Source organism: Pseudomonas sp. C6002 (assembly GCF_013385805.1).
GTDB lineage: Bacteria > Pseudomonadota > Gammaproteobacteria > Pseudomonadales > Pseudomonadaceae > Aquipseudomonas.
On sequence record NZ_JACAPH010000046.1, the window covers coordinates 83,871 to 105,287 of the forward strand.

At 61.8% G+C, this 21,417-nt stretch carries 25 protein-coding genes; 11 read left to right on the forward strand and 14 right to left on the reverse strand.

What is annotated here, in order from left to right:
- Positions 1 to 60 precede the first annotated feature (60 nt).
- Positions 61 to 666 (forward strand): NAD(P)H-dependent oxidoreductase, encoded by a 606-nt coding sequence (locus tag HX817_RS29825; RefSeq protein ID WP_177042212.1) that lies wholly within the window; start codon positions 61 to 63, stop codon positions 664 to 666.
- On the opposite strand, the gene HX817_RS29830 is transcribed toward HX817_RS29825, so the two are convergent.
- Positions 663 to 1,520, reverse strand: a complete 858-nt coding sequence (locus tag HX817_RS29830) for a LysR substrate-binding domain-containing protein (RefSeq protein WP_177009435.1) — start codon at positions 1,518 to 1,520, stop codon at positions 663 to 665. The two genes, HX817_RS29825 and HX817_RS29830, sit on opposite strands and share 4 nt — an antisense overlap.
- A 107-nt stretch (positions 1,521 to 1,627) precedes the next feature.
- On the opposite strand from HX817_RS29830, the gene HX817_RS29835 reads away from it, so the two are divergent.
- The 3 genes from HX817_RS29835 (at position 1,628) to HX817_RS29845 (ending at position 2,658) form a co-directional block, all read left to right on the forward strand.
- A complete protein-coding gene (locus HX817_RS29835; RefSeq protein WP_177042214.1) occupies positions 1,628 to 1,906 on the forward strand; it encodes a carboxymuconolactone decarboxylase family protein in 279 nt (92 codons plus the stop codon).
- Positions 1,907 to 1,911: 5 nt separating this feature from the next.
- The gene (locus HX817_RS29840) at positions 1,912 to 2,286 is read left to right on the forward strand and encodes a tautomerase family protein (RefSeq protein WP_008436392.1); all 375 of its coding nucleotides are present in this window, start codon (positions 1,912 to 1,914) and stop codon (positions 2,284 to 2,286) included.
- A gap of 153 nt (positions 2,287 to 2,439) precedes the next feature.
- Positions 2,440 to 2,658 carry a hypothetical protein gene (locus tag HX817_RS29845; RefSeq protein ID WP_177042216.1) on the forward strand — a complete coding sequence of 73 codons (219 nt, stop codon included), beginning with the start codon at positions 2,440 to 2,442 and terminating at the stop codon, positions 2,656 to 2,658.
- A 528-nt stretch (positions 2,659 to 3,186) separates the two neighbouring features.
- Here the strand turns inward: HX817_RS29845 and HX817_RS29850 are convergent.
- The 5 genes from HX817_RS29850 to HX817_RS29870 form a co-directional block, all read right to left on the reverse strand.
- Entirely contained in the window at positions 3,187 to 3,576 is a 390-nt protein-coding gene (locus HX817_RS29850; RefSeq protein ID WP_177029162.1) for a hypothetical protein, read from the reverse strand.
- 32 nt (positions 3,577 to 3,608) lie between these two features.
- Positions 3,609 to 4,865 (reverse strand): 3-phosphoshikimate 1-carboxyvinyltransferase, encoded by a 1,257-nt coding sequence (aroA, locus tag HX817_RS29855; protein WP_177042218.1) that lies wholly within the window; start codon positions 4,863 to 4,865, stop codon positions 3,609 to 3,611.
- Between the two features lie 84 nt (positions 4,866 to 4,949).
- Entirely contained in the window at positions 4,950 to 5,408 is a 459-nt protein-coding gene (locus HX817_RS29860) for a nuclear transport factor 2 family protein (protein WP_177042220.1), read from the reverse strand.
- 16 nt (positions 5,409 to 5,424) lie between these two features.
- Complete coding sequence (locus HX817_RS29865) at positions 5,425 to 6,255, reverse strand: SDR family NAD(P)-dependent oxidoreductase (protein WP_177042222.1); 831 nt, start codon at positions 6,253 to 6,255, stop codon at positions 5,425 to 5,427.
- Positions 6,252 to 7,151: an NAD-dependent epimerase/dehydratase family protein gene (locus tag HX817_RS29870; RefSeq protein WP_177042224.1), complete on the reverse strand. Its 900-nt coding sequence runs from the start codon at positions 7,149 to 7,151 to the stop codon at positions 6,252 to 6,254. Before HX817_RS29870 ends, HX817_RS29865 begins: the two co-directional genes overlap by 4 nt.
- A 114-nt stretch (positions 7,152 to 7,265) precedes the next feature.
- On the opposite strand from HX817_RS29870, the gene HX817_RS29875 reads away from it, so the two are divergent.
- On the forward strand, positions 7,266 to 8,165 hold the full coding sequence (locus HX817_RS29875; RefSeq protein ID WP_177042274.1) for a LysR family transcriptional regulator: 900 nt from the start codon (positions 7,266 to 7,268) through the stop codon (positions 8,163 to 8,165).
- On the opposite strand, the gene HX817_RS29880 is transcribed toward HX817_RS29875, so the two are convergent.
- Entirely contained in the window at positions 8,162 to 8,962 is an 801-nt protein-coding gene (locus tag HX817_RS29880) for an isocitrate lyase/phosphoenolpyruvate mutase family protein (protein WP_177042226.1), read from the reverse strand. The two genes, HX817_RS29875 and HX817_RS29880, sit on opposite strands and share 4 nt — an antisense overlap.
- Before the next feature lie 174 nt (positions 8,963 to 9,136).
- On the opposite strand from HX817_RS29880, the gene HX817_RS29885 reads away from it, so the two are divergent.
- Both HX817_RS29885 and HX817_RS29890 read left to right on the forward strand, forming a co-directional pair.
- A complete protein-coding gene (locus HX817_RS29885) occupies positions 9,137 to 9,490 on the forward strand; it encodes a DUF1428 domain-containing protein (RefSeq protein ID WP_177019822.1) in 354 nt (117 codons plus the stop codon).
- 212 nt (positions 9,491 to 9,702) lie between these two features.
- Entirely contained in the window at positions 9,703 to 10,332 is a 630-nt protein-coding gene (locus HX817_RS29890) for a lytic polysaccharide monooxygenase auxiliary activity family 9 protein (RefSeq protein WP_177042228.1), read from the forward strand.
- 135 nt (positions 10,333 to 10,467) lie between these two features.
- Here the strand turns inward: HX817_RS29890 and HX817_RS29895 are convergent, their stop codons facing one another.
- The 5 genes from HX817_RS29895 to HX817_RS29915 form a co-directional block, all read right to left on the reverse strand.
- Positions 10,468 to 11,022, reverse strand: a complete 555-nt coding sequence (locus HX817_RS29895; RefSeq protein ID WP_008430812.1) for a UPF0149 family protein — start codon at positions 11,020 to 11,022, stop codon at positions 10,468 to 10,470.
- Positions 11,023 to 11,109: 87 nt separating this feature from the next.
- Positions 11,110 to 12,363 carry a chloride channel protein gene (locus HX817_RS29900; RefSeq protein WP_102369179.1) on the reverse strand — a complete coding sequence of 418 codons (1,254 nt, stop codon included), beginning with the start codon at positions 12,361 to 12,363 and terminating at the stop codon, positions 11,110 to 11,112.
- A 114-nt stretch (positions 12,364 to 12,477) separates the two neighbouring features.
- A complete protein-coding gene (locus tag HX817_RS29905; protein WP_008430808.1) occupies positions 12,478 to 13,161 on the reverse strand; it encodes an anti-sigma factor domain-containing protein in 684 nt (227 codons plus the stop codon).
- Positions 13,158 to 13,685 (reverse strand): sigma-70 family RNA polymerase sigma factor, encoded by a 528-nt coding sequence (locus HX817_RS29910; RefSeq protein WP_102369177.1) that lies wholly within the window; start codon positions 13,683 to 13,685, stop codon positions 13,158 to 13,160. Before HX817_RS29910 ends, HX817_RS29905 begins: the two co-directional genes overlap by 4 nt.
- Positions 13,686 to 13,755: 70 nt before the next feature.
- Complete coding sequence (locus tag HX817_RS29915) at positions 13,756 to 14,277, reverse strand: DUF3455 domain-containing protein (RefSeq protein WP_003215266.1); 522 nt, start codon at positions 14,275 to 14,277, stop codon at positions 13,756 to 13,758.
- A 137-nt stretch (positions 14,278 to 14,414) separates the two neighbouring features.
- Between HX817_RS29915 and HX817_RS29920 the strand changes: the two genes are divergently transcribed.
- Together HX817_RS29920 and HX817_RS29925 are read left to right on the forward strand one after the other, a co-directional pair.
- The gene (locus HX817_RS29920; protein WP_087692698.1) at positions 14,415 to 15,194 is read left to right on the forward strand and encodes a class I SAM-dependent methyltransferase; all 780 of its coding nucleotides are present in this window, start codon (positions 14,415 to 14,417) and stop codon (positions 15,192 to 15,194) included.
- 82 nt (positions 15,195 to 15,276) lie between these two features.
- Entirely contained in the window at positions 15,277 to 16,062 is a 786-nt protein-coding gene (locus HX817_RS29925; protein ID WP_008430805.1) for a sulfite exporter TauE/SafE family protein, read from the forward strand.
- On the opposite strand, the gene HX817_RS29930 is transcribed toward HX817_RS29925, so the two are convergent.
- Positions 16,059 to 17,294 (reverse strand): acyl-CoA dehydrogenase family protein, encoded by a 1,236-nt coding sequence (locus tag HX817_RS29930; RefSeq protein WP_177042230.1) that lies wholly within the window; start codon positions 17,292 to 17,294, stop codon positions 16,059 to 16,061. The two genes, HX817_RS29925 and HX817_RS29930, sit on opposite strands and share 4 nt — an antisense overlap.
- 263 nt (positions 17,295 to 17,557) lie before the next feature.
- Here HX817_RS29930 and sfnG point away from each other — a divergent pair, with 263 nt between their 5' ends.
- On the forward strand, positions 17,558 to 18,649 hold the full coding sequence (gene sfnG, locus HX817_RS29935; RefSeq protein ID WP_177042231.1) for a dimethylsulfone monooxygenase SfnG: 1,092 nt from the start codon (positions 17,558 to 17,560) through the stop codon (positions 18,647 to 18,649).
- On the opposite strand, the gene HX817_RS29940 is transcribed toward sfnG, so the two are convergent.
- Entirely contained in the window at positions 18,633 to 19,733 is a 1,101-nt protein-coding gene (locus tag HX817_RS29940) for a GNAT family N-acetyltransferase/peptidase C39 family protein (protein ID WP_003215276.1), read from the reverse strand. The two genes, sfnG and HX817_RS29940, sit on opposite strands and share 17 nt — an antisense overlap.
- A gap of 94 nt (positions 19,734 to 19,827) precedes the next feature.
- Between HX817_RS29940 and HX817_RS29945 the strand changes: the two genes are divergently transcribed.
- Positions 19,828 to 21,414 carry a RimK family protein gene (locus tag HX817_RS29945; protein ID WP_218182656.1) on the forward strand — a complete coding sequence of 529 codons (1,587 nt, stop codon included), beginning with the start codon at positions 19,828 to 19,830 and terminating at the stop codon, positions 21,412 to 21,414.
- The last annotated feature ends 3 nt before the right edge of the window (positions 21,415 to 21,417 follow it).

A 21,417-nucleotide genomic window follows, 5' to 3' on the forward strand; every position in this document is an offset into this window, starting at 1 on the left:
ACTTAGCTCAAGCCTACTCAATTTGCCTGCTCATCGCCACCCCCCGAAGGAGTCATTGCCATGCACGCGCTGATCGTCGTTGCCCATCACGACCCACAATCCCTCACCCACAGCCTCGCCAAACAGGCCGCTGCCGGCATCACAGACGCAGGGCACACCTTCGAGATCGCCGACCTCGCCGCCGAAGGTTTCGACCCACGCTACAACGCCGCCGACCATAAAGTGCACCGCACCCGCGCCACGCCGCCGGCCGACGTACTGGCCGAACAGGCCCGACTCGACCGCGCCTACGCCTTGGTGCTGGTGTACCCGATCTTCTGGTGGTCGATGCCGGCCTTGCTCAAGGGCTGGATCGACCGGGTATTCGTCAACGGTTGGGCGATCGACTACAGCCTTGAGACGAAGGTGGTGAAAAAACTCGGCCACTTGCAGGTGCACTTACTGGGCGTTGGCGGGGCGGACGAAGGGGTGTTTGAACGCCACGGCTATGCCGACGCCATGCGCACGCAAATCGACCATGGGATCTTTGATTACTGCGGTGCGAAAGTGCTGACATCCGAGCTGCTGCTGGACTCGGAAAGCGGCGCTGCCGAACAGCATCTGGAGACGGCGGCGAAGTTGGGGCGACAACTGTTCGTCACCCTGCAACCCTGCGAAACCGCCTAAACCAGGCTGCTCTGTATGAGCGCTGCCAGCTGTGCGACCGCAGCGCCTGGCGCTGGATGGCTGCAATGCAATTCATAGCCAAGGGACGGCACCGGCGGCAGACCGTCGAGTACACGCAGGTGCGCAGGCAAACCGATACGGGTGCGCAAGGTCACACCCAACCCGGCATCGACCGCCGCCCAGATCCCACCCACGCTGGGGCTGGTCAAGGCAATGCGCCAGGCAATGCCGGCGCGGTCCAGGGCTTCGGTGGCGGCGCTGCGCAATACGCAGGGTGCCTCGAACATCACCAGCGGCAGCGGCGCGTCCTCGGCGCGCGGTAGTTGGGGTTTGTCCCGGGGCCCGATCCAGTGCATGGGGGTTTGCCCCAGGCGGGTGCGGCAGGACGATGTCTGACCGGTTTCCCAGGTCAGCGCCAGGTCCAGGCTTGCGCTGTCGATCAGCGTCAACAGCTCGGCATTGCGGCCTATCCGCACTTCAAGGCTGATCATCGGATAAAGCCTGGCGAAGCGCCGCAGGATGTCACTGAGCACATGCTCGCCGAAATCCTCCTGCAAACCGAGGCGCAAAGTGCCTGCGGTTTGGGTTTCGTTAAGGCTGCTGAAGACAGTGTCATTGAGGTCCAGCAACCGCCTGGCGTGGCCGAGCAGCGCTTCACCCACCGGCGTCAGCACCAGCCCGCGCCCGGATTTGCTCAGCACCGGCGTGCCGACCTGTTCTTCGAGTTTCTTTAATTGCGCGCTGACGGCTGAAGTCGAACGGCCCAGGCGATCCGCCGCCTTGGCAAAGCTGTTCAGCTCGACGCCGGTGACGAAGGTGCGCAGTACATCAAGGTCGAAGGTGGGGCGGCGCATTGAATGGTCCATTAAAACGGGATGGTGGATTCTATTAAATCTGATATTCGGAATGATCCTGGCTTGCTAGTTTTTGCCCGTCAACTGAATTGTCGGAGCGAGCGTCCATGAGCAACAAATTTACCGAGCTGACCCGCGACGTGCTGTTCGCCGATATCTGGGAGCGCGAGGGCCTGTCGCCCAGGGAGCGCAGCCTGATCACCGTGGCAGCACTGGTGGCGATGTACCGTCTGGAGCAACTACCGTTTCACTTGCAGCGGGCGGTTGGCAATGGCTTGAGCGTCGAGGAACTGGGTGAAGTCATCACTCACCTCGCGTTTTACTCCGGCTGGCCGACAGCGGCGTCGGCGCTGAACCTGTTGGCAGCCATCCATTCTGCGGAGTAACCACCATGCCTTACGCCCGAATCTCCCTGCACCGCGGGAAATCCCCTGAGTATCTGCAAGCACTTTCACAGGGATTGCATGACGCTCTGGTTGAAAGCTTCAAGATTCCTGACGCGGATCGCTTCCACGTGATCCACCAGCACGAAATTGGCGAGATGATCATCGACCCCAACTATTTGGGCGGCCCGCGCAGCCACGACTATGTACTTATCGCGATCACGGGCGGTAAACCTCGTGATACCGAGACCAAACGGCGGTTTTACCAGGTGTTGGTGGAGCGGCTGGAGGCTGCGATTGGGCTGAGCCCTGAGGATGTGATGGTGGTGATTACGACGACGGCGGCGGATGAGTGGTCGTTTGCGGGGGGAAGAGGGAATTAGTAGCACGGGCGTACTTTTCCAATTGGAATGATTGCCCACAAGGTATGGAGAGGTGATCGGGAAATGTCAGTCTGGAAAGGAGGACCTTTCTGACAACCTTTCAGGCGGCTCAGTCTTACTCTTTGCGCTCTCGTGGAATCCAGGAGTAAAGGAATGACTTCCAGCGTCTTGAAGGACGGTTTTCCAGCTGCCTATCGCACCACCCGCGAACGGATCGAAGGCAGTATCGACCTCGGCCGGTTGTTTGCCGCGATCGATGCTGACTCGGCGATTGCGGGGGCAGGAGTGTGTGCAACCATGAGTGTCATAGGCAGCGGCGTCTCCGGGAATATCCGGACACTGGCCATCGGCCTATATGAAGAGTTTGAATAATGGAGCTGAGAAATTCCCCTAGAGCTTTTATGGCTCACTATTTCCCTGTTTTCATCAGTGCTTTTATGTTTGCGCTTTTTGCTCTTGCGGTAGCGGGGTCGTCGATGGGTAGTACCTACATGCGAGGCGTGCCTGCTTATCGTAGTTACACGGGACTGGATGTGGGCATCGCTTCCATTATCTTGTCAGCGGGCAACTTTCTTATCCTCCGAGGTCGCGCCTGGGGCGTCTGGATACTGGCAGGCAGTTGTGTGAGGAGCTTTTTCATTGTGCTGTTCACCTACAGCTATCAGCCCCATGTTTTTATCTACACAACGGGGCTGCTGTTCCCGCTGCTAAGCCTCTACCTGCTCAATACCCACCGCCACCGCCAAATGCGCGCAGAACTCGTCCTGCTTCGTCATGAACGCAAGCGCTACAAAGCCGGCTTTCGGCCCCCGCGTACTCAGGAGATGGCCCAGGCTCGCCTCGAATACAAAACGGCACGCAGGCTCAAGCGAGAAAATCGCCGCAAATGGAAGGCGGCCCTCAACCCTCGCGAAACAAGTCATGAGCATCCAGCAATCGATACGCAATCTCCGGCCGCTTCTCCATGCCCTTGCGAATCGCCGCCGGAATCGACTGCCGGGTCTTGCGACACAACCCCGGCAAGTCATCGATAACGATCTGAATCCCGCGCATCGTCTTCACTTCCGTATGGCCCGGCGCGATATGCACGCGAATGCCCAGTTGCTGATACATCAGCTGTTGCATGCGCTCAAGATCGGGCAGGCTTTGCAGGTTTTCGAGGCGTTCGAGCAGGCGTTTTTCTTCCTGGCGCGTCAGGTGCAGGATGCGTGCATCGGCGCCGGGAAGGTCGAGCAGTTGCTCGCGATTGCAGTCGCAGGCGCCGGGTGGGCAGGGTTGGCGAATCGTCATGCAGTCTCCCTCCCGTTACCGGCGCCGGCGGCTTACCAGGTCAGATGAACCCCAAGGCTTTCCAGCTCTTTCCAGTACTCGGGATAGGTCTTGGCGACGCAGTCCGGGTCCTGGATCCTGATCCCCGAGACCTTCAAGCCAGCCAAGGCAAAGCACATCGCGATGCGGTGGTCGGCGTGGGTGTCGATCAGCGCGTTGCACGTGGTGCCCGCCAGGGCCGGATCGCTGGCCACCAGCAAGTCATCACCTTCAATGGTCGCCAGGCCTGGGCGGATTTCATTCAGACCGTCATGCAGTGCCTGCACCCGATCACATTCCTTGACCCGCAGGTTGGCCAGTTCCGTGAAACGTACCGGTGTGTTGTTGAACGCGGCGAGCACGGCGAGGGTGGGGATTGCGTCCTGCATCTGCGAACCGACAACCACCGGTTGCATGTGCGGGAACTGCGCGATCACTTCCTGGGCCTTGGCATCGGGCTGGGTGAAATCCTGCGGGGCGACACCAAGGTCGATGCGGCCACCGGTCAGCACTTCAGCGGCCCACAAATAGGTGGCGGCGGAAGCGTCAGGCTCGATCAGGTAGTCGTGTGCGGTGTAGCCGGTCGGGGCCACGCGCCAGGTGCTTTCATCGACGATGTCCACCTGGGCACCGAAGGCGCGCATGCAGTCCAGGGTCAGGTCGACATAGCCACGGGCGCCAATGTCCTTGCCGGTCAGCGCTACTTCAATCGGTGCTTCGCCGCACGCCGCCAGCATCAGCAGCGCCGACACGTACTGGCTCGACAGGCCGCCGTCGATCTCGAAACGCTTGGCTTGCACGCGGCCAGTGCCATGGACGGTCACGGGGGGGCAACCGGTAGGGCTGTCGACCTGGATGCCATTCTGGCCGAGGGTCGCCAGCAGCGGGCCGATCGGGCGTTTTTGCATGTAGGCGTCGCCGTCCAGCACCACGGTGCCTTGTACAGTGGCCACGGCGGCGGTGAGAAAGCGCATCGCGGTGCCGGCGTTGCCGAGAAACAACGGCTGCGCCGGCAATTGCAGCTTGCCCAGGCTGGTGACGACGAACGTGGTGTCGTCCGGTTCATCGATCACCACGCCCATCTGCCGCAGGGCCACCGACATGTGGCGAGTGTCATCGCTTTTCAGCGCGCCGCTCAAGCGACTGGTGCCCTTGGCCAGGGCCGCCAGCAGCAAGGCACGGTTGGTAATGGATTTGGAGCCGGGGGGCGCTACCTTGCCGTTCAATGGAAAGTTGGGCGGTGTAACGGTCACGGTTTTCTGCGAACTCAAGGTACAAGGCTCCTGCTTCAAGGCGGGTGGCGTTTGGCGGACACGAATAATCGGCCAAACACGCCACCCTTGTCGAGCATGGATCTACGCCTCAAGCCCCACCACCGGCTTCCAGCCTGCCAGCGGCGTCAGAAAGTGCAGCTCAAAGCGCCGCTCGCTGAACGCCCATTGCCCTTGCCGGCGTTCGAAACGGTCGTGATAAAGACCGCTGATCTGCACCTGCCCCAGTTCGTTATGGGTGCACAGGCAATCCACCGCAACCCTCGCGCTGGCGGTATCGCCGCTGATGTCGATCAGCGGGTTGGCCATCCAGTGATGCATATGCGGCATGGCTGCCCAGTTGAGGTGGGCGGAAGCAATGATCGCGGCGACGCCGTCATGGCAGCCGAACGCGGCACCGAGGTCCAGCCGTGCGTCGTCGTGCCAGATGCTGCGCAGCAGCGTTTCGTCCCGGGAGTCGAAGGCGTGGGCGTACTCACTGATCAGGCGCTCGAGGGCGAAGCGGGTTTCCAGGTGTTCCACGCGGGTAATTAGGTCGGTCATGATCGGTGCCTTTCCTTTATTGAGGGAAATCGGTGGAGAGGGACAGCGAGCTCCAGCGTTCGAGATCGGCGTGGACCTGGCACAGCTTTAACTCGACGGCGCTGACCGCATCGCTGCCAGCGACGAAGCGCAAGGGCGGTGCTGCCAGAACCGCCAATTGCACAACCGCCAGGCCGAGTCGGTACGGGTCGTCGATTTGCCGGTGATTACGAGCCTCGAAGACCGCCAGCGTGCGGGCGCGAAATTCGGCGTAATCCTCAAGTGCCCGGGTGCCGAGCTTGAGCGTGCGGCTGTCGAGAAAGTCAGTACGAAACGCCCCGGGCTCCAACAGCGTCAGGCGGATGCCGAACTCGGCGACTTCCTCGGCCAGGGCTTCGGAAAACCCTTCAATCGCAAACTTCGACGCCGAATACATCGAGGCCCCACGCACGCCCTTGAAGCCGCCATTGGACGACATCATCATCAGGTGCCCGCTGCGCTGGCGGCGCATCACCGGCAGCACCGCGCGGGTGACGTTGAAGGTGCCGAACACGTTGGTGGCGAACTGGCGCTCGATGGCCTCGGGCTCGACTTCCTCGAATGGCCCGAACTGTCCGTAGCCGGCGTTATTGACCAGCACATCGATGCGTCCGAATCGTGCGATGGCGGCGGCCACCACCGTTTCGGCCTGTTGCTCATCGCGGATGTCCAGCGCGGCGGTCATCACCTGGTCGCCGCCGTAGGTTTGATCCAGGCGGGCCAAGTCAAGGTCAGTCGCCACCACCTGGTCGCCGTGGTCCAGCGCCGCGCGGGCGATGCCGGCACCCAGGCCGCCAGCGCTGCCGGTAATCATCCAGACTCGGCTCATAGCGGCATCTCGCTGCCGATCCAGTCGAGGATCGAAGCGTGCCGCGGCGCCCAACCCAGCTCGGCGCGAGCACGCTTGGCCTTGACCCGGCTATTGGTGCCGAAGGTGTAGTGCACATGCATCGGGTCCCAGTGTCGTTCGGCTTCGTCGGCCGGCCATGACTGCACCGCGCCCAGGTTCATGCGCTTGGCCAGTGCGGCGGCCATGTCGATGAATGACGCTTCACCGTTTTCCAGAAAGTAGAACGCGCCGGCCGGGGCCTTTTCCACGGCTAGCAGGAACAGTTTCGCGACGTCGTCAATGTGCACGTTGGACCAGCGATTGACACCGGCCCCGACGATACGCATCACCCCGGTTTCCCGGGCGCGGGCCATCAGGAACGGCAGCTGGAAGCTGTGATTGGTCAGGCCATGGCCCACGCCATAGATATTGCTCGGGCAGATCACCACGCTGCGAATGCCCAGGTCGGCGGCAGCCATCATGCGCAGGTCAATGTCGTAGCGGGCTTGCTTGGGGGCCTCGATGATGAACGGCGTGTCTTCGTCGAAGATGTGTTCTGACAGCGTATTACCTAACGCATCATCGCCGATGATGCTGGAGCCGCTGGTGTGGATCAGCAGTTTGCCGGAGCCCTGCAGCGCCTCGATAAACGCGCCGACGGCGCCGGCGTGGTCGCTGTTGGCGGCATCAATCACCGCATCGGCTTGGCGAGCTTCGTCGATCAGTAATTGGCGATCATCCAGGCTGCCAATCACTGGAGTGATGCCCTGGGCTTGCAGGCGTTCGGCTTTCTGCGGGTCCCGCAGCAAGCCGCGCACGCTGTGCCCTTGGGCGATCAAGTGATGGGCAACGCTGCCGCCGACGAAACCATTGGCACCGGTAAGTAAAATCTTCATGGGAAAAAGCCTGTGGCTGGGGAACAAGCCACCACCATAGGCGTGAACAATTAGCGGAAAAACAGGCTTTAGTTCTGTTTAGAATGGACTCCAGAGTCCTTAATGGGTGAGCGTATGGAAAGCCTGAATGCCATCGGCGTATTTGTTGCGGCGGCTGAAGCCCGCAGCTTTGTCGGCGCGGGCAGGGCGCTGGGCATTTCGGCGTCGGCGGTGAGCAAAAGCATTGCCCGGCTGGAGGCAAAGTTTGGTGTGCGGCTGTTCCATCGCAGCACCCGCAGCATCACCCTCACGGCCCAGGGCACGCAGTTTGTCGAGCGCTGCCGGCGGGTGTTGGCGGAGCTGGAAGTGGCGGGTGAAGAGCTGTCGCAAACCCTTGCCGCGCCACAGGGACCGCTGCGGGTTGGCCTGCCGATGATTGCCCGGCCGTTCCTGGCGATGCTCGGCGAGTTCCAGGCGTTGTACCCGCAGATCCAGCTGGACCTGGATTTCAACGACCGTCTGGCTGACGTGATTGCCGAAGGTTTCGACGCGGTGATCCGCAGCGGCGTGCCGAAGGATTCCGGGCTGTCGGCGCGTCCGCTGGGCACCTATCGAATGTTGGTCGTTGGCTCCCCGGATTATCTGGCTCGGAACGGAACGCCGCGTTGCCCGGAAGACCTGCACGCACATCGCTGCATCCATTTCCGCTTTCCCGCCTCCGGCAAACTCCAGGCCTGGCAGATGCGCCGCGACGAGCGAGCGCTGGAGCTTGAGCTGCCGCGCTCGATGATCTGCAATTCGGTGGAAGGACGCATGGAGCTGGCGGTGCAAGGCCAGGGCCTGACTTATGCGGCCGACTTCGTGGTGCGCGAGGCACTCGCGGCCGGGCATCTGGTGGAGGTGCTTGGGGATTACACCTGTGAGGGCGGCCAGTTCAACCTGCTGTGGCCGTCGGGGCGGCAGGTGCCGCCCAAGCTGCGGGTGTTTATCGAATTTATTGTCGCCAATATGCCGTTGGTACGTGGGACGTCTTAACCCGGCATGCGGCCATTCAAGTCGCCGTAGGTGAACGACTTCAGCTCATGGGTATCGAGCTTCCCGGTTCGCAGGAAACCTTCGGCCAGGCTGTGCATGGCGCCATACAGGAATTCGGCGATGCTCGAGCCGGCCGTGAGGCGGCGTACGCCCAAGGCTTGCAGCGTCTCGGGCGCGGGCAGGCCGGCCCAGGCCAGCACGTTGACCGGCAAGTTGGTCGCCTGGCAGAGCTGCTGGATTTCGTGCTCCAGGTGGATGCCGGCGGCAAACAGTCCGTCGGCGCCTGCGCCCTGGTACAACGCGGCGCGCTTGAGGAGTTCTTCAAGGCGCTGTGGCTCCGGGGCCAATCCTTTCAAATACACGTCGCTGCGGGCATTGATAAACAGCTTCACGCCACAGTTGTCCGCCACACGACGGGCAACCTCGATCTTGCGCGCCAGCAGTTCAGGGGTGCCGGCACCGTCCTCGATATTGACGCCGATGGCGCCCGCGTCGATTACGGCCTTGATCACCCGGCCCACGTGCTCCGGGTCGTCGGAATAACCGGCCTCGATGTCCACGCTCAGCGGCACGTCAATCACCCGGGCGATGGATTGCACGGTGCTGACCAGCAGCGGCAGCGGCAGCTGATTGCCGTCCTTGTAGCCGTGGGTCCAGGCAACGGCCGCGCTGCTGGTGGCGACGGCCTGGCTGCCCAGTTGCGCCACCAGGCGCGCGCCGCCGGCATCGGCGACGTTGGGCAGGATCAACAGTTGAGCATGGTGCAGGGCGTGGAAGGCGGTGGCGTGGGCGGTCATGGCGGGTCAGTCCTTTGAGTGGGCTTTGTTGTTGAAGGCGCCTGTCATATCAAGAATCGGCCCGGCATCGCAATCGATAACACACCACTGGTCGACATTTCCCACGTTGATGTCGATTGAGCGCCTGATGGATCGACTACAAGCACAACAACCCGTCGAATCAGGAGAGTGATCATGTCTTACGTAGATGGCTGTGTGATCGCAGTGCCCACCGCAAACCGCGAACAATTCATCCAGCACGCCAAGGCCGCCGCCGTGGTGTTCAAGGAACATGGTGCGCTGAATATCATCGAGTGCTGGGGCGATGATGTACCTCAGGGGCAGGTGACCTCGTTTCCCATGGCGGTCAAGCTCAAGGAGGATGAAACCGTGGTGTTTTCCTGGATCGTCTGGCCGTCGCGGCAGGTGCGTGACGCCGGGATGAGCAAGGTAATGGAAGACCCGCGCCTGAAGGCAGACGTCAATCCGATGCCGTTTGATGGGCAACGGATGATCTATGGCGGATTTGAGATGATCCTCAACACCTGAGGCCAGGCGTTCATGGACGGCGGCTGTAGTCCGATCGCCTGTCGCAGGGTAGGACCGACGATAACTCTGGTGCAAGACCAGTGCGAAAACTCTGCAAAACAAGGACTTGACGCGATTTGTCTGACAGAAACGTCGGGTAGACAACCCGGCGAGGTGGGCTAAGTTCAAGGCGCTTCCCATGAGGGGAAGTCTTCAATCAAGGAGTGACTGAAATGAACAAACCCCAGACTCAACTCAGGCATGGTCGCGTCGTGACACCCGCCAGTCGTGGCTCGGTGGCGGTAGAGCGCGGCCTGCTGGAAAACTGGCAAGTCAACGAAATGGAAGGCGGCAAGAACTTCCCGGCCCTCAACGCCGGGCCGTTTCCGGCGCCTTACGAAACCGACGATCAAAGCGTCACGCCCCCCGCCGACGGGCACATCCTCAGCGGCGGCAAGACCGATGCCCGCGACTGTGTGAACTTCACCGACGAAGAAATGGCTAAAAACCTCAACACTCCGTTTAACTGGCCGTTGTTGAATGTTGAAGCCGGCCAGGTGTTCAAGGTGCAGTGGGATTACACCGCCGCGCACGTGACCCGTGGCTATCGCTGGTTGATCACCCGGGACGGTTGGGATCCCAGGCAGCGCATCAGCCGCGCCCAACTGGAGGTCAAGCCTTTCTTCGAGGACTTCTATACCCAGGTGCCGTATTACCAGCACTCGGCCGAACTGAAGGCCAAGGTTGAACATCAGGTGACGTTGCCCAAGGGCAAGAAGGGCCGGCATGTGCTGGTGTTGATGTGGATCGTGGCCAACACCGGCAATGCGTTCTATCAGGCGTTTGACGTCGATTTCAACTAGCGGCAACTGAACCCGGAGGCAAAACAAAAAAATGTGGCGAGGGAGCTTGCTCCCGCTGGGCTGCGGAGCAGCCCTGAAAATCGGGGGCGCTTCGCACCCCAGCGGGAGCAAGCTCCCTCGCCACAGGTGTTGCGTTCAGCGCTGGGCCAACCAGTAGTCGTGCAACGCACGGGCGGCCGGTTCGATAGCGGCTACCCGTTGCTGATGGGCATTTACATCCAGGTCTGCCGGCAGTTCAAAGTTGTCCTGCTCGGCGCACCAGGAAATCTTTTCCAGTTGCCCGGCCTGTTCGGCAGGCAGCTCTGGCCAGTTGCCGATAGCGGCGCCACGGATATAACCAAAGCACCATTCTTCCGCCAGGGTCAGTGGCTGGTCCTGATGCTCGGTTTCCTCGAAACGTGCCTTGAAACCCTGGGCGTCGGTCGCCAGTTGCGTGGCAATGGCGTTCATATGGCGCACGCACAGTTCAAGGAACTGGCCAGCTTCTTCCGGGCTTTCCCAATCCGGGTTCTGCCCACCAAAGATACCGGGGAACCATTCGGCAACCTCCACCTGCGCGGGGCTTGAAACCAGGGCGGTGAAGTAACCGTCGAGCTCGGCCAGGTTCAGCACCGAATGGTCGTCGCCGTACTTGAGCAGGGTGTCGTCGATGAACTCGAAATCGGCGGGGGCGAGGGGTTGGTCGTGCATGGGCATATCCTTTGTGCGTGGAACGCCGCTGATGGGGCGGCTTAAAGCGCGGAGGATGGCGCGTGTCGGGGTTTTAATCCAGCTTCTTCAACGCTTTTCCCACAGGACGCACAGCTTGCTCATGCACATCGAACCTGCCACCGCGAGAATGATCGGCACCAGGAAGTCATGGTCGATGCGGGTGAATTCCGCCACCAGCACGATTGCCGTCAACGGCATGCTCATGCTCGATGCCAGGAACGCCGCCGCACCGATGATCGCGAAAGCCCCCAGCGGCACGCCGGGCCACAACAGGCTCCAGGCGCCGCCGAGGATGATGGCGAGCAGGGCGCCGTTGGCCAGCGCCGGGGTCAGCAAACCGCCTTCGGCACCGGCGCGCAGGCTGCTCGCAGTGATCAGTACCTTGACCACCAGCAGCACCGCGGCAAGGCCGATGGTCAGCTCATTGTCAAAGCCCAGTTGCGCCGGGCCCTTGCCGTTGCCGAGGATCTGCGGCAGGAAAATCGCCAGGCCCCCGATGATCGTGAAGTTGATCAACGACAGTACCGGCAACCGCCAGCCACGGGCGGCGTTGCTGCGGGCCGCGCCGGTCAACCGGGTGAATCCGTAGGCGGCCAGGCCAAACACCGGCCCGCAGCCCAGCGCCCAGGCGATCAAGCCAGGGCTGAGCACAAAGTGCGGCACCACGTATTGCGCCTCTGCGCCCAAGCCAATCCAGGCCACCGACGCGCCGATGGCCGAGGTGGCCAACGCAATCACTGCCGCCGGCCAACTGAACACACCCACCAACACTTCGAGCACAAACACCGCGCCGCCCAACGGCACGTTGTACACCGCCGCCAGCCCGGCGCCCGCACCGCAGGCGACGATCAGCCGGTGCATGTCCGGCGCCAGTCGCGCCCGTTGTGACAACCAGGTGGCGGCCAGCGCGCCGACTTCCCGTGGCGCCACTTCACGGCCCAATGGCGAGCCGAGGGCCACAGTGATGATTTGCAGCACGGCGTGGGCGAGGGTGGTCTTGGGCGGCATGATCGGTGCCTGGGCGGAGACCGCTTGCTTGATGCTCACCAGTGGCCGGCCATAGCGGTAGATCAACCACCAACCCACACCGGCCACCAGGCCACAGGTGATCAGCACCAGCACCCGGCGTTCGGGCGCGGCGGCGGTGACGCCGAGCAAAAAGGTTTCATGGCTGATCAGGCTGTCGAGGCTGTAGCCGTAGGCCAGATGCTGGATGCCGTGCAGCAGCAAGGCGAGGAGCATGCCGCCCAGGCCGGCGCCGATGCCGGTGAAGATGACGACAAGTGCGAGAATCAGCAGCGAACGGGTTTTTGAGGGCATGAAGGGTCCAGGGAGCCGGGTTTCCGAGCCCGATTCTATAGCGCAATGGTGACGCCATAGCCCCGAGATGTAATGCACATGCGCGAACTGGCCTTCCACAACATTGCATTACGTTCAGATTACTTTAACGGCCCGGCCAATTGCCTGAATCGGACCTGTCGGCTTGCCGGTTTTCGACCCGCCGGGATTTTCCAGGGTCAGCTCAAACAGCTGGTTCGGCGCCAGTGGCGGGAGTTTGTCCAGGGGCACAGACAAGGTCTGCCCAGGCTTGACCAAGCCCAGCGACACCGGGCCTTGCCAGTCTTCGCCCTTGGTCCAGAACTGCAGCGTCTTGTCTGCCGGTACTTCCATGATGCCCAGGGGAATCAGCTGGATTTCCTGGGTATTGCTCGCCTGGATTACCCAGCCCGGGGCCTGGTTTTGCGGGGCTACCAGCACCACCACATACGCGGTCGGGTTGATGGCGGCCGTACGGGTCAACAGCAGTGTCGCCAATACCAGGCTCGCCGCGATGCCGGCGCCGGCCAGTCCGCGCCACAACGCCAGCCTGTTCCACCATGAGACCGGCGAGTCCCGGGTGGCTGAATGCCCCAGGCTGCGCTCGATGCGTCGCCATAAATACACCGAAGGCGTTGCCGGGGCTGCCTGTCCAGTCAGTGGCAGCAGGCGCTGTTCCCAGGCGTCCACTGCCGCACGCAAGTCGGCATCGGTGGCCAGGCGCTGTTCCACCTCGGTGCGTTGCTCGGTGGGCAAGGTGCCCAGCACATATTCGCTGGCCAGTTCGTCGATGCTGTTCATGCCATGCACTCACGCAATGCCGCGAGGCTGCGTTTGATCCACGCTTTCACGGTACCCAGCGGGGTGCCGAGTTTGTGCGCGATTTCGCTGTGGGAATAACCGTCTACATACGCATGCAGGATGCAGTTGCGGCGGGCCGGGTCGAGTTGTTCGAGGCAGCTGTAGATCCGCGCCGAGTGCGCCTGATAGTCGAAGGTGTCAGCGCGCTCTGCGCTTTCATGCTCCTCGCTGAGGGGCACTTCGCGTCCATTGCTGCGCACGGCATTTAGCGCCAGGTGCCGGGTCACGCTGTATACCCAGCCGCGGGCCGAGCCTCTGTGCGGGTCAAAACTGGCCGCGCCGTTCCAGACCTTGATGAAGGCGTCATGCACGATATCTTCGGCCACCGCCTTGTCACGCACGATGCGCAACGCGACCCCCAGCAGCCGGCTGCTTTCCTGTTGATACAGCCGGCGCAAGGCCGGTTGTTCGCCACGGGCGCAGGCCAGCAGGCAGGCTTGATAGTCAAAATCGGCTTCAGGCAAAGACAGGTTTCCAGGTGGAGGCCCCGGCGGTGAGCCCGGGGCGCTTTCGCAGCAGCGTAGACGAATCTGGTCAGTTGGCCGCCCAGAAGATGTAATCGGCCTGGTACTTGACCACTTCCTGCTTGCCCTTGTTGGCCGCCGTGCATTCCGTGCCTGGCGCAACGCCGCCCTTGAGGGCCACCCGCTGGATATACGCGACGCCACTCATCGCGCCCTTGCCTTCGGCGGGGTTGGCCTTGACCAGTTGATAAGGCAGGTTGCCAGGGCTGGACGGCGCCACGGCCAACTGGGTGCCGGTGACTTTCGAACCGTCCTTGGCCTGCCAGGTGGCCGGCGGGCCGAAGTAGCTACCGACCTGCTGGCCGCTGCGGTCATTGAGCACCGCCTTGGGCCCGACGAAAAACCATTCGGTCTGGCCGGCAGCATTGGCCTTGTCCCGGCATTCGTAGGTGATTTCGCCGACTCCGGTGGTTTCCATGGTCACCTTGTGGCCGTCCGGCACCTTGATGCTGTCGGGTAAACCGGTCTGGGCAAAGGCAGTCGGTGCAGCGGCGAACAGGCAGGTCACGCAGAACAGGGCTTTGGCGTTCATCGGTATCTCTCCATAAGGGCAGCAAGGCGCTGCTACCTGTACTACCCACGGCACGCGCAAACGGATGCAGCGATTAGAAAATAAATCTTCAAGGGCGCACACTGTGGGCCCCCGCACTACCAGAGGAGAGATTGACGATGACCGGTGTTCACAAGTCTGCTCAACAGGGTTTCTCTACTCAGGCCGTCACGTACGCCCAAGGCCGGCCGGACTATCCACGGCAACTCACGGGTTGGCTCACCGACGCCCTGCAGATCAATCCCCACTCCACGGTCATCGACCTGGGCGCCGGCACCGGCAAGTTCACCCGCTTGCTCAGCACCGTGGCGCCGACGTTGATCGCAGTGGAGCCGGTGGAGGCAATGGGGGCGCAGTTGCACAAACTGCTGCCCCAGGTGCGCCTGCTGTCGGGCACCGCTGAAGCCATCCCCCTGGAGGCGGCCACCGCTGATGCCCTGGTGTGTGCCCAGGCGTTCCATTGGTTTTCCACGGAAGCGGCCCTGGCGGAAATTCACCGGGTGCTCAAGCCGGACGGTCGCCTGGGGTTGATCTGGAATGTGCGGGATGAGTCGGTGGACTGGGTCGCGGCCATCACCGAAATCATCACGCCCTACGAGGGCGACACACCGCGCTTTCATACCGGACGTTGGCGCGAGGCCTTTACCGGCGAGTATTTTTCCGCCCCCGAAATGACCTGCTTCCCCTACAGCCATGTCGGCAGCCCCCAGGAAGTGATCATGGACCGCTTCCTTTCCGTGAGCTTTATCGCCGCATTGCCACCGGCAGAAAAGGCGCAGGTCACTGAGCAGTTGCAGTCGCTGATCAACACGCATCCGGCCTTGCGCGGCCGTGAGACGGTTGCGTTTCCGTACCAGACCCAGGCTTATCGCAGCCAGCGGCTGACCAGAAAGGCATAAAGTCAGATCGTTTTGATATAAGTAGTTATAAGAAAAATCGCTATGCTGCGGCCAGAATTTTATAAGGCCGCAGGTAGTGGTAATGGATGTAGGTAATTTTGGTTTCTCGATTGCTGGCCTGATTGTTGGATTTATCGTGGGAATGACCGGTGTAGGCGGGGGCTCGTTGATGACGCCGATCCTGCTCTGGTTCGGCATCAACCCGGCCACCGCCGTGGGCACCGACCTGTTGTACGCCGCCATCACCAAGTCCGGCGGGGTGCTGGTTCACAGCAAGAATCGCAACATCGACTGGACCATCACCGGCTGGCTGACCCTGGGCAGCGTGCCCGCCGTGTTGCTGACCTTGTGGTTTCTCAAGAGCCTGGACACCGATCCCGCCGCCTTGAACGCGGTGATCAAGCAGTCCCTGGGCGTGGTCTTGCTGCTGACGGCCACGGCGATCCTGTTCAAGAACAAGCTGTTGGCCTTTGCCCAGCGGCATGCCGGCGACGACTACAAGATGGCGCCGCGCAACCTCAATGCGCTGACCATCATCACCGGCGCTGTCCTCGGCACCATGGTGGCCCTGACCTCCATCGGCGCCGGTGCCCTGGGCACGGTGGCGCTGTTTATCCTGTACCCGTTCCTGGCCACCAAGCGCCTGGTGGGTACCGAAATCGCCCACGCCGTGCCGCTGACCCTGGTCGCCGGCCTCGGCCACGCCAGCATGGGCAACATGGACTGGACCCTGCTGGGCTTCCTGTTGCTGGGCTCGCTGCCGGGGATTTATGTCGGCAGCCACATGGCCGGCAAGGTCCCGGACGGGATATTGCGTCCTTGCCTGGCGTTCATGCTGGTGATGATCGGCTTCAAGCTGGCGTTTTAACGCGCCGGCCCATTGCCGATCTGCCACACGAACGGCGGCTCGGTGCGGTTGATCACCCAGTCGCCGACAATCCGCGCCTTGTAGATCACCGGGTTGTGGGACGACACGGTGCGGGCGTTGCGCCAGTGCCGGTCGAGGGCTTTGCCCTGGCGCACATCCGAAGCCCCCAGTGCGTTGAACAGTTCAGTGGTGGCGCGCTGGATCAGTTCCGAGACCACCACCTGCGCCGTGGCTGATTCGATTTCGGCGGCCACATTGGCTTCGCGCTCCACGGCATCGTCCCCACCGAACCGCGCCACATAAGACCGCTGCGCTGGAACTGCGGCTTTCAATGCGCTGGCTTCGGCCGCATACACCAGCGCTGCAACTTCACCCACCACCTGCTGAATCTGCGAGTCCTGGCTCACATGGGCGGCATTGCCATGGCTGTAGATCCGTTTGCGGCTGCGCACCTGATGCGCCACATCCTTGAGGGCCGCGCGGCCGATGCCGGCGAGGGTGGCGAGCAGCACCAACTGATAGAACGCAGTCTGATATTTGAAGCGCGTGGCAAAGTCGATGACGTTTTCCGCCTCCACCACCGCATCGGTAAAACGCGAGGTGCCGCTGCCGGTGGTGCGTTGGCCAAAGCCGTCCCAGTCATCGCTTTGCGCCACGCCGGGCTGGCGGGTGCGGGTGGCGGCAATCACATCGCCGCCGGTGTCGCTGCGTTGGGCATAGACGTCGATCCAGTCGGAAAACAGGCTGCCGGTGCTGTAGAACTTTTCACCGTTGAGTTTCCATTTGTCGCCGTCGGGGCTGACTTTAGTGACGACATCGCCGATGGCCACGCTGCCGATTTCGGTCCAGGCGCAGCCCACGATGTCACCGTCGACAAAGCGTTTGAACCAGAGGTCTCGCGCCGCGCCGGGGGCGGCATTCAGGCGGTCTTCGGCAAACGCGAAGTGCCCGCGCAGGGCCTGGGGCACGTTGGAGTCGGCTTCGGCCAGTTCGATCAGCAGTTCGAATAGCTGGGGCAGGGAGGCGCCGCCACCGCCGTATTCCACCGGGACGCGCACGGCGCCAAAGCCGGCTTGCTTGAGCCATTGGATCGGCTCGTAGGGCAGGGCGCGGGTTTGTTCGCGCTCTAGGGCACCCTCGGCGATGCGCTGGAAAATCGGCCGGAAGCGTTCGGCCAGGGCGTGATAATCGACGCCGGTGGACAGTGGATTGATCACGTGATGTTCGGTCATGGGGACGGTTCCTGGGCAGTGAGATAGGTGAGCTATTGCACGGTCCATGCCGGGCGCGAAGGCACGTATTTACGGGACGGGTGCCGATTCAACTGTTGTTCCTGCAACAGCAAAACGACAAACCGCTGCAATCCATGACAGCTCGGAACAGGCTGCTTTTCGCCTGTTTCCGCGCTCGAAGGCCGGTAGTGCGGGCCTCTCACGCCCACTGGCACAGTTGCTGCTCCACACCTCGTACATGCCAATCCGCGAGGTACAGTCCAATGAGTCAGCAAACCGTCAAATTTGCCTACTGGGTGCCCAACGTCAGCGGGGGGCTGGTGGTCAGCAAGATCGAACAGCGCACCCACTGGGGCATCGACTACAACCGCAAGCTGGCGCAGTTGGCTGAAGAAGCCGGCTTTGAATACGCCCTGACACAGATTCGTTTCACCGCCGGTTATGGCGCCGAATACCAGCATGAGTCGGTCGCGTTCAGCCACGCGTTGCTGGCGGCCACCACCAAGCTCAAGGTGATCGCGGCAATCCTGCCGGGCCCCTGGCAACCTGCGCTGGCGGCCAAGCAACTGGCAACCATCGACCAACTCACCAACGGCCGCGTTGCCGTCAATATCGTCAGCGGCTGGTTCAAGGGTGAATTCCAGGCCATCGGCGAACACTGGCTGGAGCACGACGAGCGTTATCGCCGCTCCGAGGAATTCATCCGCGCCCTGAAAGGCATCTGGACCCAGGACAACTTCACCTTCCGGGGTGATTTCTACCGCTTCGACAACTACAGCCTCAAGCCCAAGCCACTGGGCGAGCCCCACCCGGAAATCTTCCAGGGTGGCAGTTCGCGGGCCGCGCGGGACATGGCGGCACGGGTGTCGGACTGGTACTTCACCAACGGCAATACCCCGGAAGGCATCAAGGCCCAGGTCGATGACATTCGCGCCAAGGCGGCGGCCAATAACCATTCGGTGAAAGTCGGTGTGAATGCGTTTGTGATCGCTCGCGACACCGAGGAAGAAGCCCGCGCCGTGCTCGCGCAAATCATCGAGCAGGCCGACCCGGAAGCCGTCAACGCGTTTGGCGATGCGGCGAAACAGGCGGGCAAGGCGTCACCGGAAGGTGAGGGCAACTGGGCCAAGTCGACCTTCGAGGATCTGGTGCAATACAACGACGGCTTCAAGACCAATCTGATCGGCACCCCGCAGCAGATTGCGGAGCGCATCGTCGCCTTGAAGGCGGTCGGCGTGGACCTGGTACTGGCCGGCTTCCTGCACTTTCAGGAAGAAGTGGAATACTTCGGCAAGCGTGTATTACCGCTGGTGCGCGAACTGGAAGCCAAGGCCGGGATCAAGCAAGTCGCCTGAACACCACCACCGCTGCCCGCAATTTGTTATTGCCGAACCGGCACATTCGCTCGAACTCCCCATGGCTGACCGGCAGATGCTGGCAGTCCATGGGCTGGCGGTGCTGGCTGTGGTCGACGTCCGGGTCGTGCAGGTACACGAAGTCTTCGTCGCAGTCGGTGACGATTACCCAGTGGGGCGACTTGGAGCGGGTCAGGCGGTAGCTGCTGATCAACACCAGCGGCTGGCCGCCTTCGCGCAGCACCTGGGGTAAATCCAGCGGGCCGCCGAGCACTTGCTCAACGTCGCTCAAGGCCAACTCTTCCTCGAAGGCGTCATGCACCAAACGCATGACGTCTTTTTTATGCTGATCACGCACCCCGTCGAGAAACAACGGCCCGCTGACATTGACCTGCATGCGCACGCGAAAGCCCCGGCGCCAGGCGGCCAGCGCCAAACCCTGGGGGCTGCAGCCGCCATGGCCGGCGGTCATGAACACGGTGGTTGCCTCGCGCCAGATCTGCAGTTCTTCCCGGCGCTGGGCCACCCGCGCAGGTTCCAGGGCACCCATGGCCATCAGCAGGCTGGCGGCGCCGCAGGTGAAGTCGGTGGTTTGCTGGTAATAGGGCACGCTCAAGGCGCGCGCGTCCTGGTGCTGGAGGATGCGTTTCTCCAGGCGCAGGGCCGGGGCGTGGTCTTCGTAGTAGTCGTTGACCAGGGCAAAGCGCCGGTAGCCGTTGCGCTCATACAGGGCGATGGCGCCGGGGTTGTCGGTACGCACTTCCAGGCGCAGGTAGGCGCAGTCATGCTCCACCGCACAGGCTTCGATGCGCGTCAGCAGTTGTTTGCCCAGGCCCAGGCCCCGGGAAGACTCGGCGATGGCGATGGAGTACAGGCGCGCCAGGGAGGTGCCCCGGTGGAACAGCACCAGGGCGTAGCCCAGCAATTCGCCGTGTTTTTCTGCCACCAGCAGTTGCCCGTGGGCGCGACTGACCATCCACTGGAAGCTGCGGGTGGAGAGCCGGTCCGTGGTGAAACAGTGCTGTTCCAATGCCACCAATGCAGGCACGTCATCGGGTGTTGCAACGCGAAAGGAAAGAGCCATGTGACCGCCGTAAAAGTTGCGTAACGAAACGGGACTTCTCTAAAAGATCGTGCTTAATAGAAAAGGTCTAGTTCTCTAAAGCGGATCAATCAATATGTCAGCGGTACAAGGTCATTGGCGTGAAGTATCCGAGCAAACAGTGGCGGCGACAATAACTTCCAACGGTTATTTTTCCAGCCCTCCCAAGAGTGCAAGTCAAGTCGTAATCATTGTCGAGCGCAAGGAAGACTGGGCCTCGTACTTCCCCAGCGAAGACATCGTCACCGCCCAGGAATACCTTGAGCAAACCCGGGAAAACGAGACGGGCAAGCGCGTGCAGGTGATCAACCTGTGCCGCAGCTACAAGTACCTGGGGCACGGCTACTACTGCTCGCTGCTGGCCGAGGCGCGGGGGCACAAGGTGATTCCGTCGGTGCGCACCATCAGCGAACTGACGAAAAAGTCCCTGTACGGCCTGGCCCTGGATGACCTGGATAAAACCCTCGATAAAGCCTTGAGTCATCATCTCTACAGCAACACCGAAGGCTTTACCCTGACACTTTACTTTGGCCGGACCAATATTGAACCCTTGCAGGATCTGGCCCGCCAATTGTTTGAAGCGTTTCCCTGCCCGATCCTGTTAGTTGAGTTTCGCAAGAATAACGGCTGGCACATCGAAGGCATCAAGTTTGGCGTATTGCACAAGTTGCGTGATGACCAGGAAGACCAATTCGCGAATGCCCTGGACAACTTCAGCCGCAAGATCTGGCGTCAACCGCGCTCCCGCCGTCTGGCCCGCTATGACCTGGCGATCCTGCACGACCCGCAGGAACAACTGCCGCCGTCCAACGCCCGCGCCCTGGAAAATTTCGTCCGGGTCGGCAAGGGGCTCGGCATCGACGTGGAACTGATCGAACGCAAGGACTACGCCCGCCTGGCCGAATACGACGCCCTGCTGATCCGCGAGACCACCAGCGTCGACAACCACACCTACCGCTTCGCGAAAAAGGCCGAAAGCGAAGGGCTGGTGGTGATGGACGACCCGGCCTCGATCCTGCGCTGTACCAACAAGGTCTACCTCACGGACCTGCTGAAAAGCCATCAACTGGGCATGCCCGCCACCGAAATTCTCTACAAGGAGCGACCCGAAGATTTCGAACGGGTGGGTGAGCGCCTCGGCTTCCCGCTGGTGCTGAAGATCCCCGACGGGTGTTTCTCCCGCGGCGTGATCAAGGTCGAAAGCCAGCAAGCGCTGCTGACCGCCACCGCCGAACTGTTCGAGCATTCCGTGTTGCTGCTGGCCCAGGAATTTTTCTACACCGAGTACGACTGGCGCATCGGCGTCCTCAACCGCAAACCGATCTTTGCCTGCCAGTACTTCATGTCCAAGGGGCATTGGCAGATCTACAACCACAAGGCCATCGGCCAGGACATCAACGGCGAGTGCCGCACCCTGGCGGTTCACGAAGCCCCCAAGGCGGTGGTGGAACTGGCGGTAAAAACCGCCAACCTGATCGGCGACGGCCTGTACGGCGTAGACCTCAAGCAGTCCGGCGACAAGGTGGTGGTGATCGAGGTCAACGACAACCCCAACATGGACGCCGGCATCGAAGATGCCTACCTGCAAGACGACTTGTATTCCCTGGTACTGGAAGAGTTCGTGCGACGCCTGGAGTTGAAGCGTCAAGGCCAGGTGTGGTGACGC

Coding starts and splice junctions, on each gene's coding strand:
- HX817_RS29825 (WP_177042212.1), top strand. CDS start 61: ATGCACGCGCTGATCGTCGTTGCCCATCACGACCCACAATCCCTCACC.
- HX817_RS29880 (WP_177042226.1), bottom strand. CDS start 8,962: ATGACCGCCCACGCCACCGCCTTCCACGCCCTGCACCATGCTCAACTG.
- HX817_RS29845 (WP_177042216.1), top strand. CDS start 2,440: ATGACTTCCAGCGTCTTGAAGGACGGTTTTCCAGCTGCCTATCGCACC.
- HX817_RS29885 (WP_177019822.1), top strand. CDS start 9,137: ATGTCTTACGTAGATGGCTGTGTGATCGCAGTGCCCACCGCAAACCGC.
- sfnG (WP_177042231.1), top strand. CDS start 17,558: ATGAGTCAGCAAACCGTCAAATTTGCCTACTGGGTGCCCAACGTCAGC.
- HX817_RS29860 (WP_177042220.1), bottom strand. CDS start 5,408: ATGACCGACCTAATTACCCGCGTGGAACACCTGGAAACCCGCTTCGCC.
- HX817_RS29940 (WP_003215276.1), bottom strand. CDS start 19,733: ATGGCTCTTTCCTTTCGCGTTGCAACACCCGATGACGTGCCTGCATTG.
- HX817_RS29895 (WP_008430812.1), bottom strand. CDS start 11,022: ATGCACGACCAACCCCTCGCCCCCGCCGATTTCGAGTTCATCGACGAC.
- HX817_RS29830 (WP_177009435.1), bottom strand. CDS start 1,520: ATGCGCCGCCCCACCTTCGACCTTGATGTACTGCGCACCTTCGTCACC.
- HX817_RS29930 (WP_177042230.1), bottom strand. CDS start 17,294: ATGACCGAACATCACGTGATCAATCCACTGTCCACCGGCGTCGATTAT.
- HX817_RS29865 (WP_177042222.1), bottom strand. CDS start 6,255: ATGAGCCGAGTCTGGATGATTACCGGCAGCGCTGGCGGCCTGGGTGCC.
- HX817_RS29915 (WP_003215266.1), bottom strand. CDS start 14,277: ATGAACGCCAAAGCCCTGTTCTGCGTGACCTGCCTGTTCGCCGCTGCA.
- HX817_RS29875 (WP_177042274.1), top strand. CDS start 7,266: ATGGAAAGCCTGAATGCCATCGGCGTATTTGTTGCGGCGGCTGAAGCC.
- HX817_RS29835 (WP_177042214.1), top strand. CDS start 1,628: ATGAGCAACAAATTTACCGAGCTGACCCGCGACGTGCTGTTCGCCGAT.
- HX817_RS29905 (WP_008430808.1), bottom strand. CDS start 13,161: ATGAACAGCATCGACGAACTGGCCAGCGAATATGTGCTGGGCACCTTG.
- HX817_RS29945 (WP_218182656.1), top strand. CDS start 19,828: ATGTCAGCGGTACAAGGTCATTGGCGTGAAGTATCCGAGCAAACAGTG.
- HX817_RS29840 (WP_008436392.1), top strand. CDS start 1,912: ATGCCTTACGCCCGAATCTCCCTGCACCGCGGGAAATCCCCTGAGTAT.
- HX817_RS29925 (WP_008430805.1), top strand. CDS start 15,277: ATGGATGTAGGTAATTTTGGTTTCTCGATTGCTGGCCTGATTGTTGGA.
- HX817_RS29900 (WP_102369179.1), bottom strand. CDS start 12,363: ATGCCCTCAAAAACCCGTTCGCTGCTGATTCTCGCACTTGTCGTCATC.
- HX817_RS29850 (WP_177029162.1), bottom strand. CDS start 3,576: ATGACGATTCGCCAACCCTGCCCACCCGGCGCCTGCGACTGCAATCGC.
- HX817_RS29920 (WP_087692698.1), top strand. CDS start 14,415: ATGACCGGTGTTCACAAGTCTGCTCAACAGGGTTTCTCTACTCAGGCC.
- HX817_RS29890 (WP_177042228.1), top strand. CDS start 9,703: ATGAACAAACCCCAGACTCAACTCAGGCATGGTCGCGTCGTGACACCC.
- HX817_RS29870 (WP_177042224.1), bottom strand. CDS start 7,151: ATGAAGATTTTACTTACCGGTGCCAATGGTTTCGTCGGCGGCAGCGTT.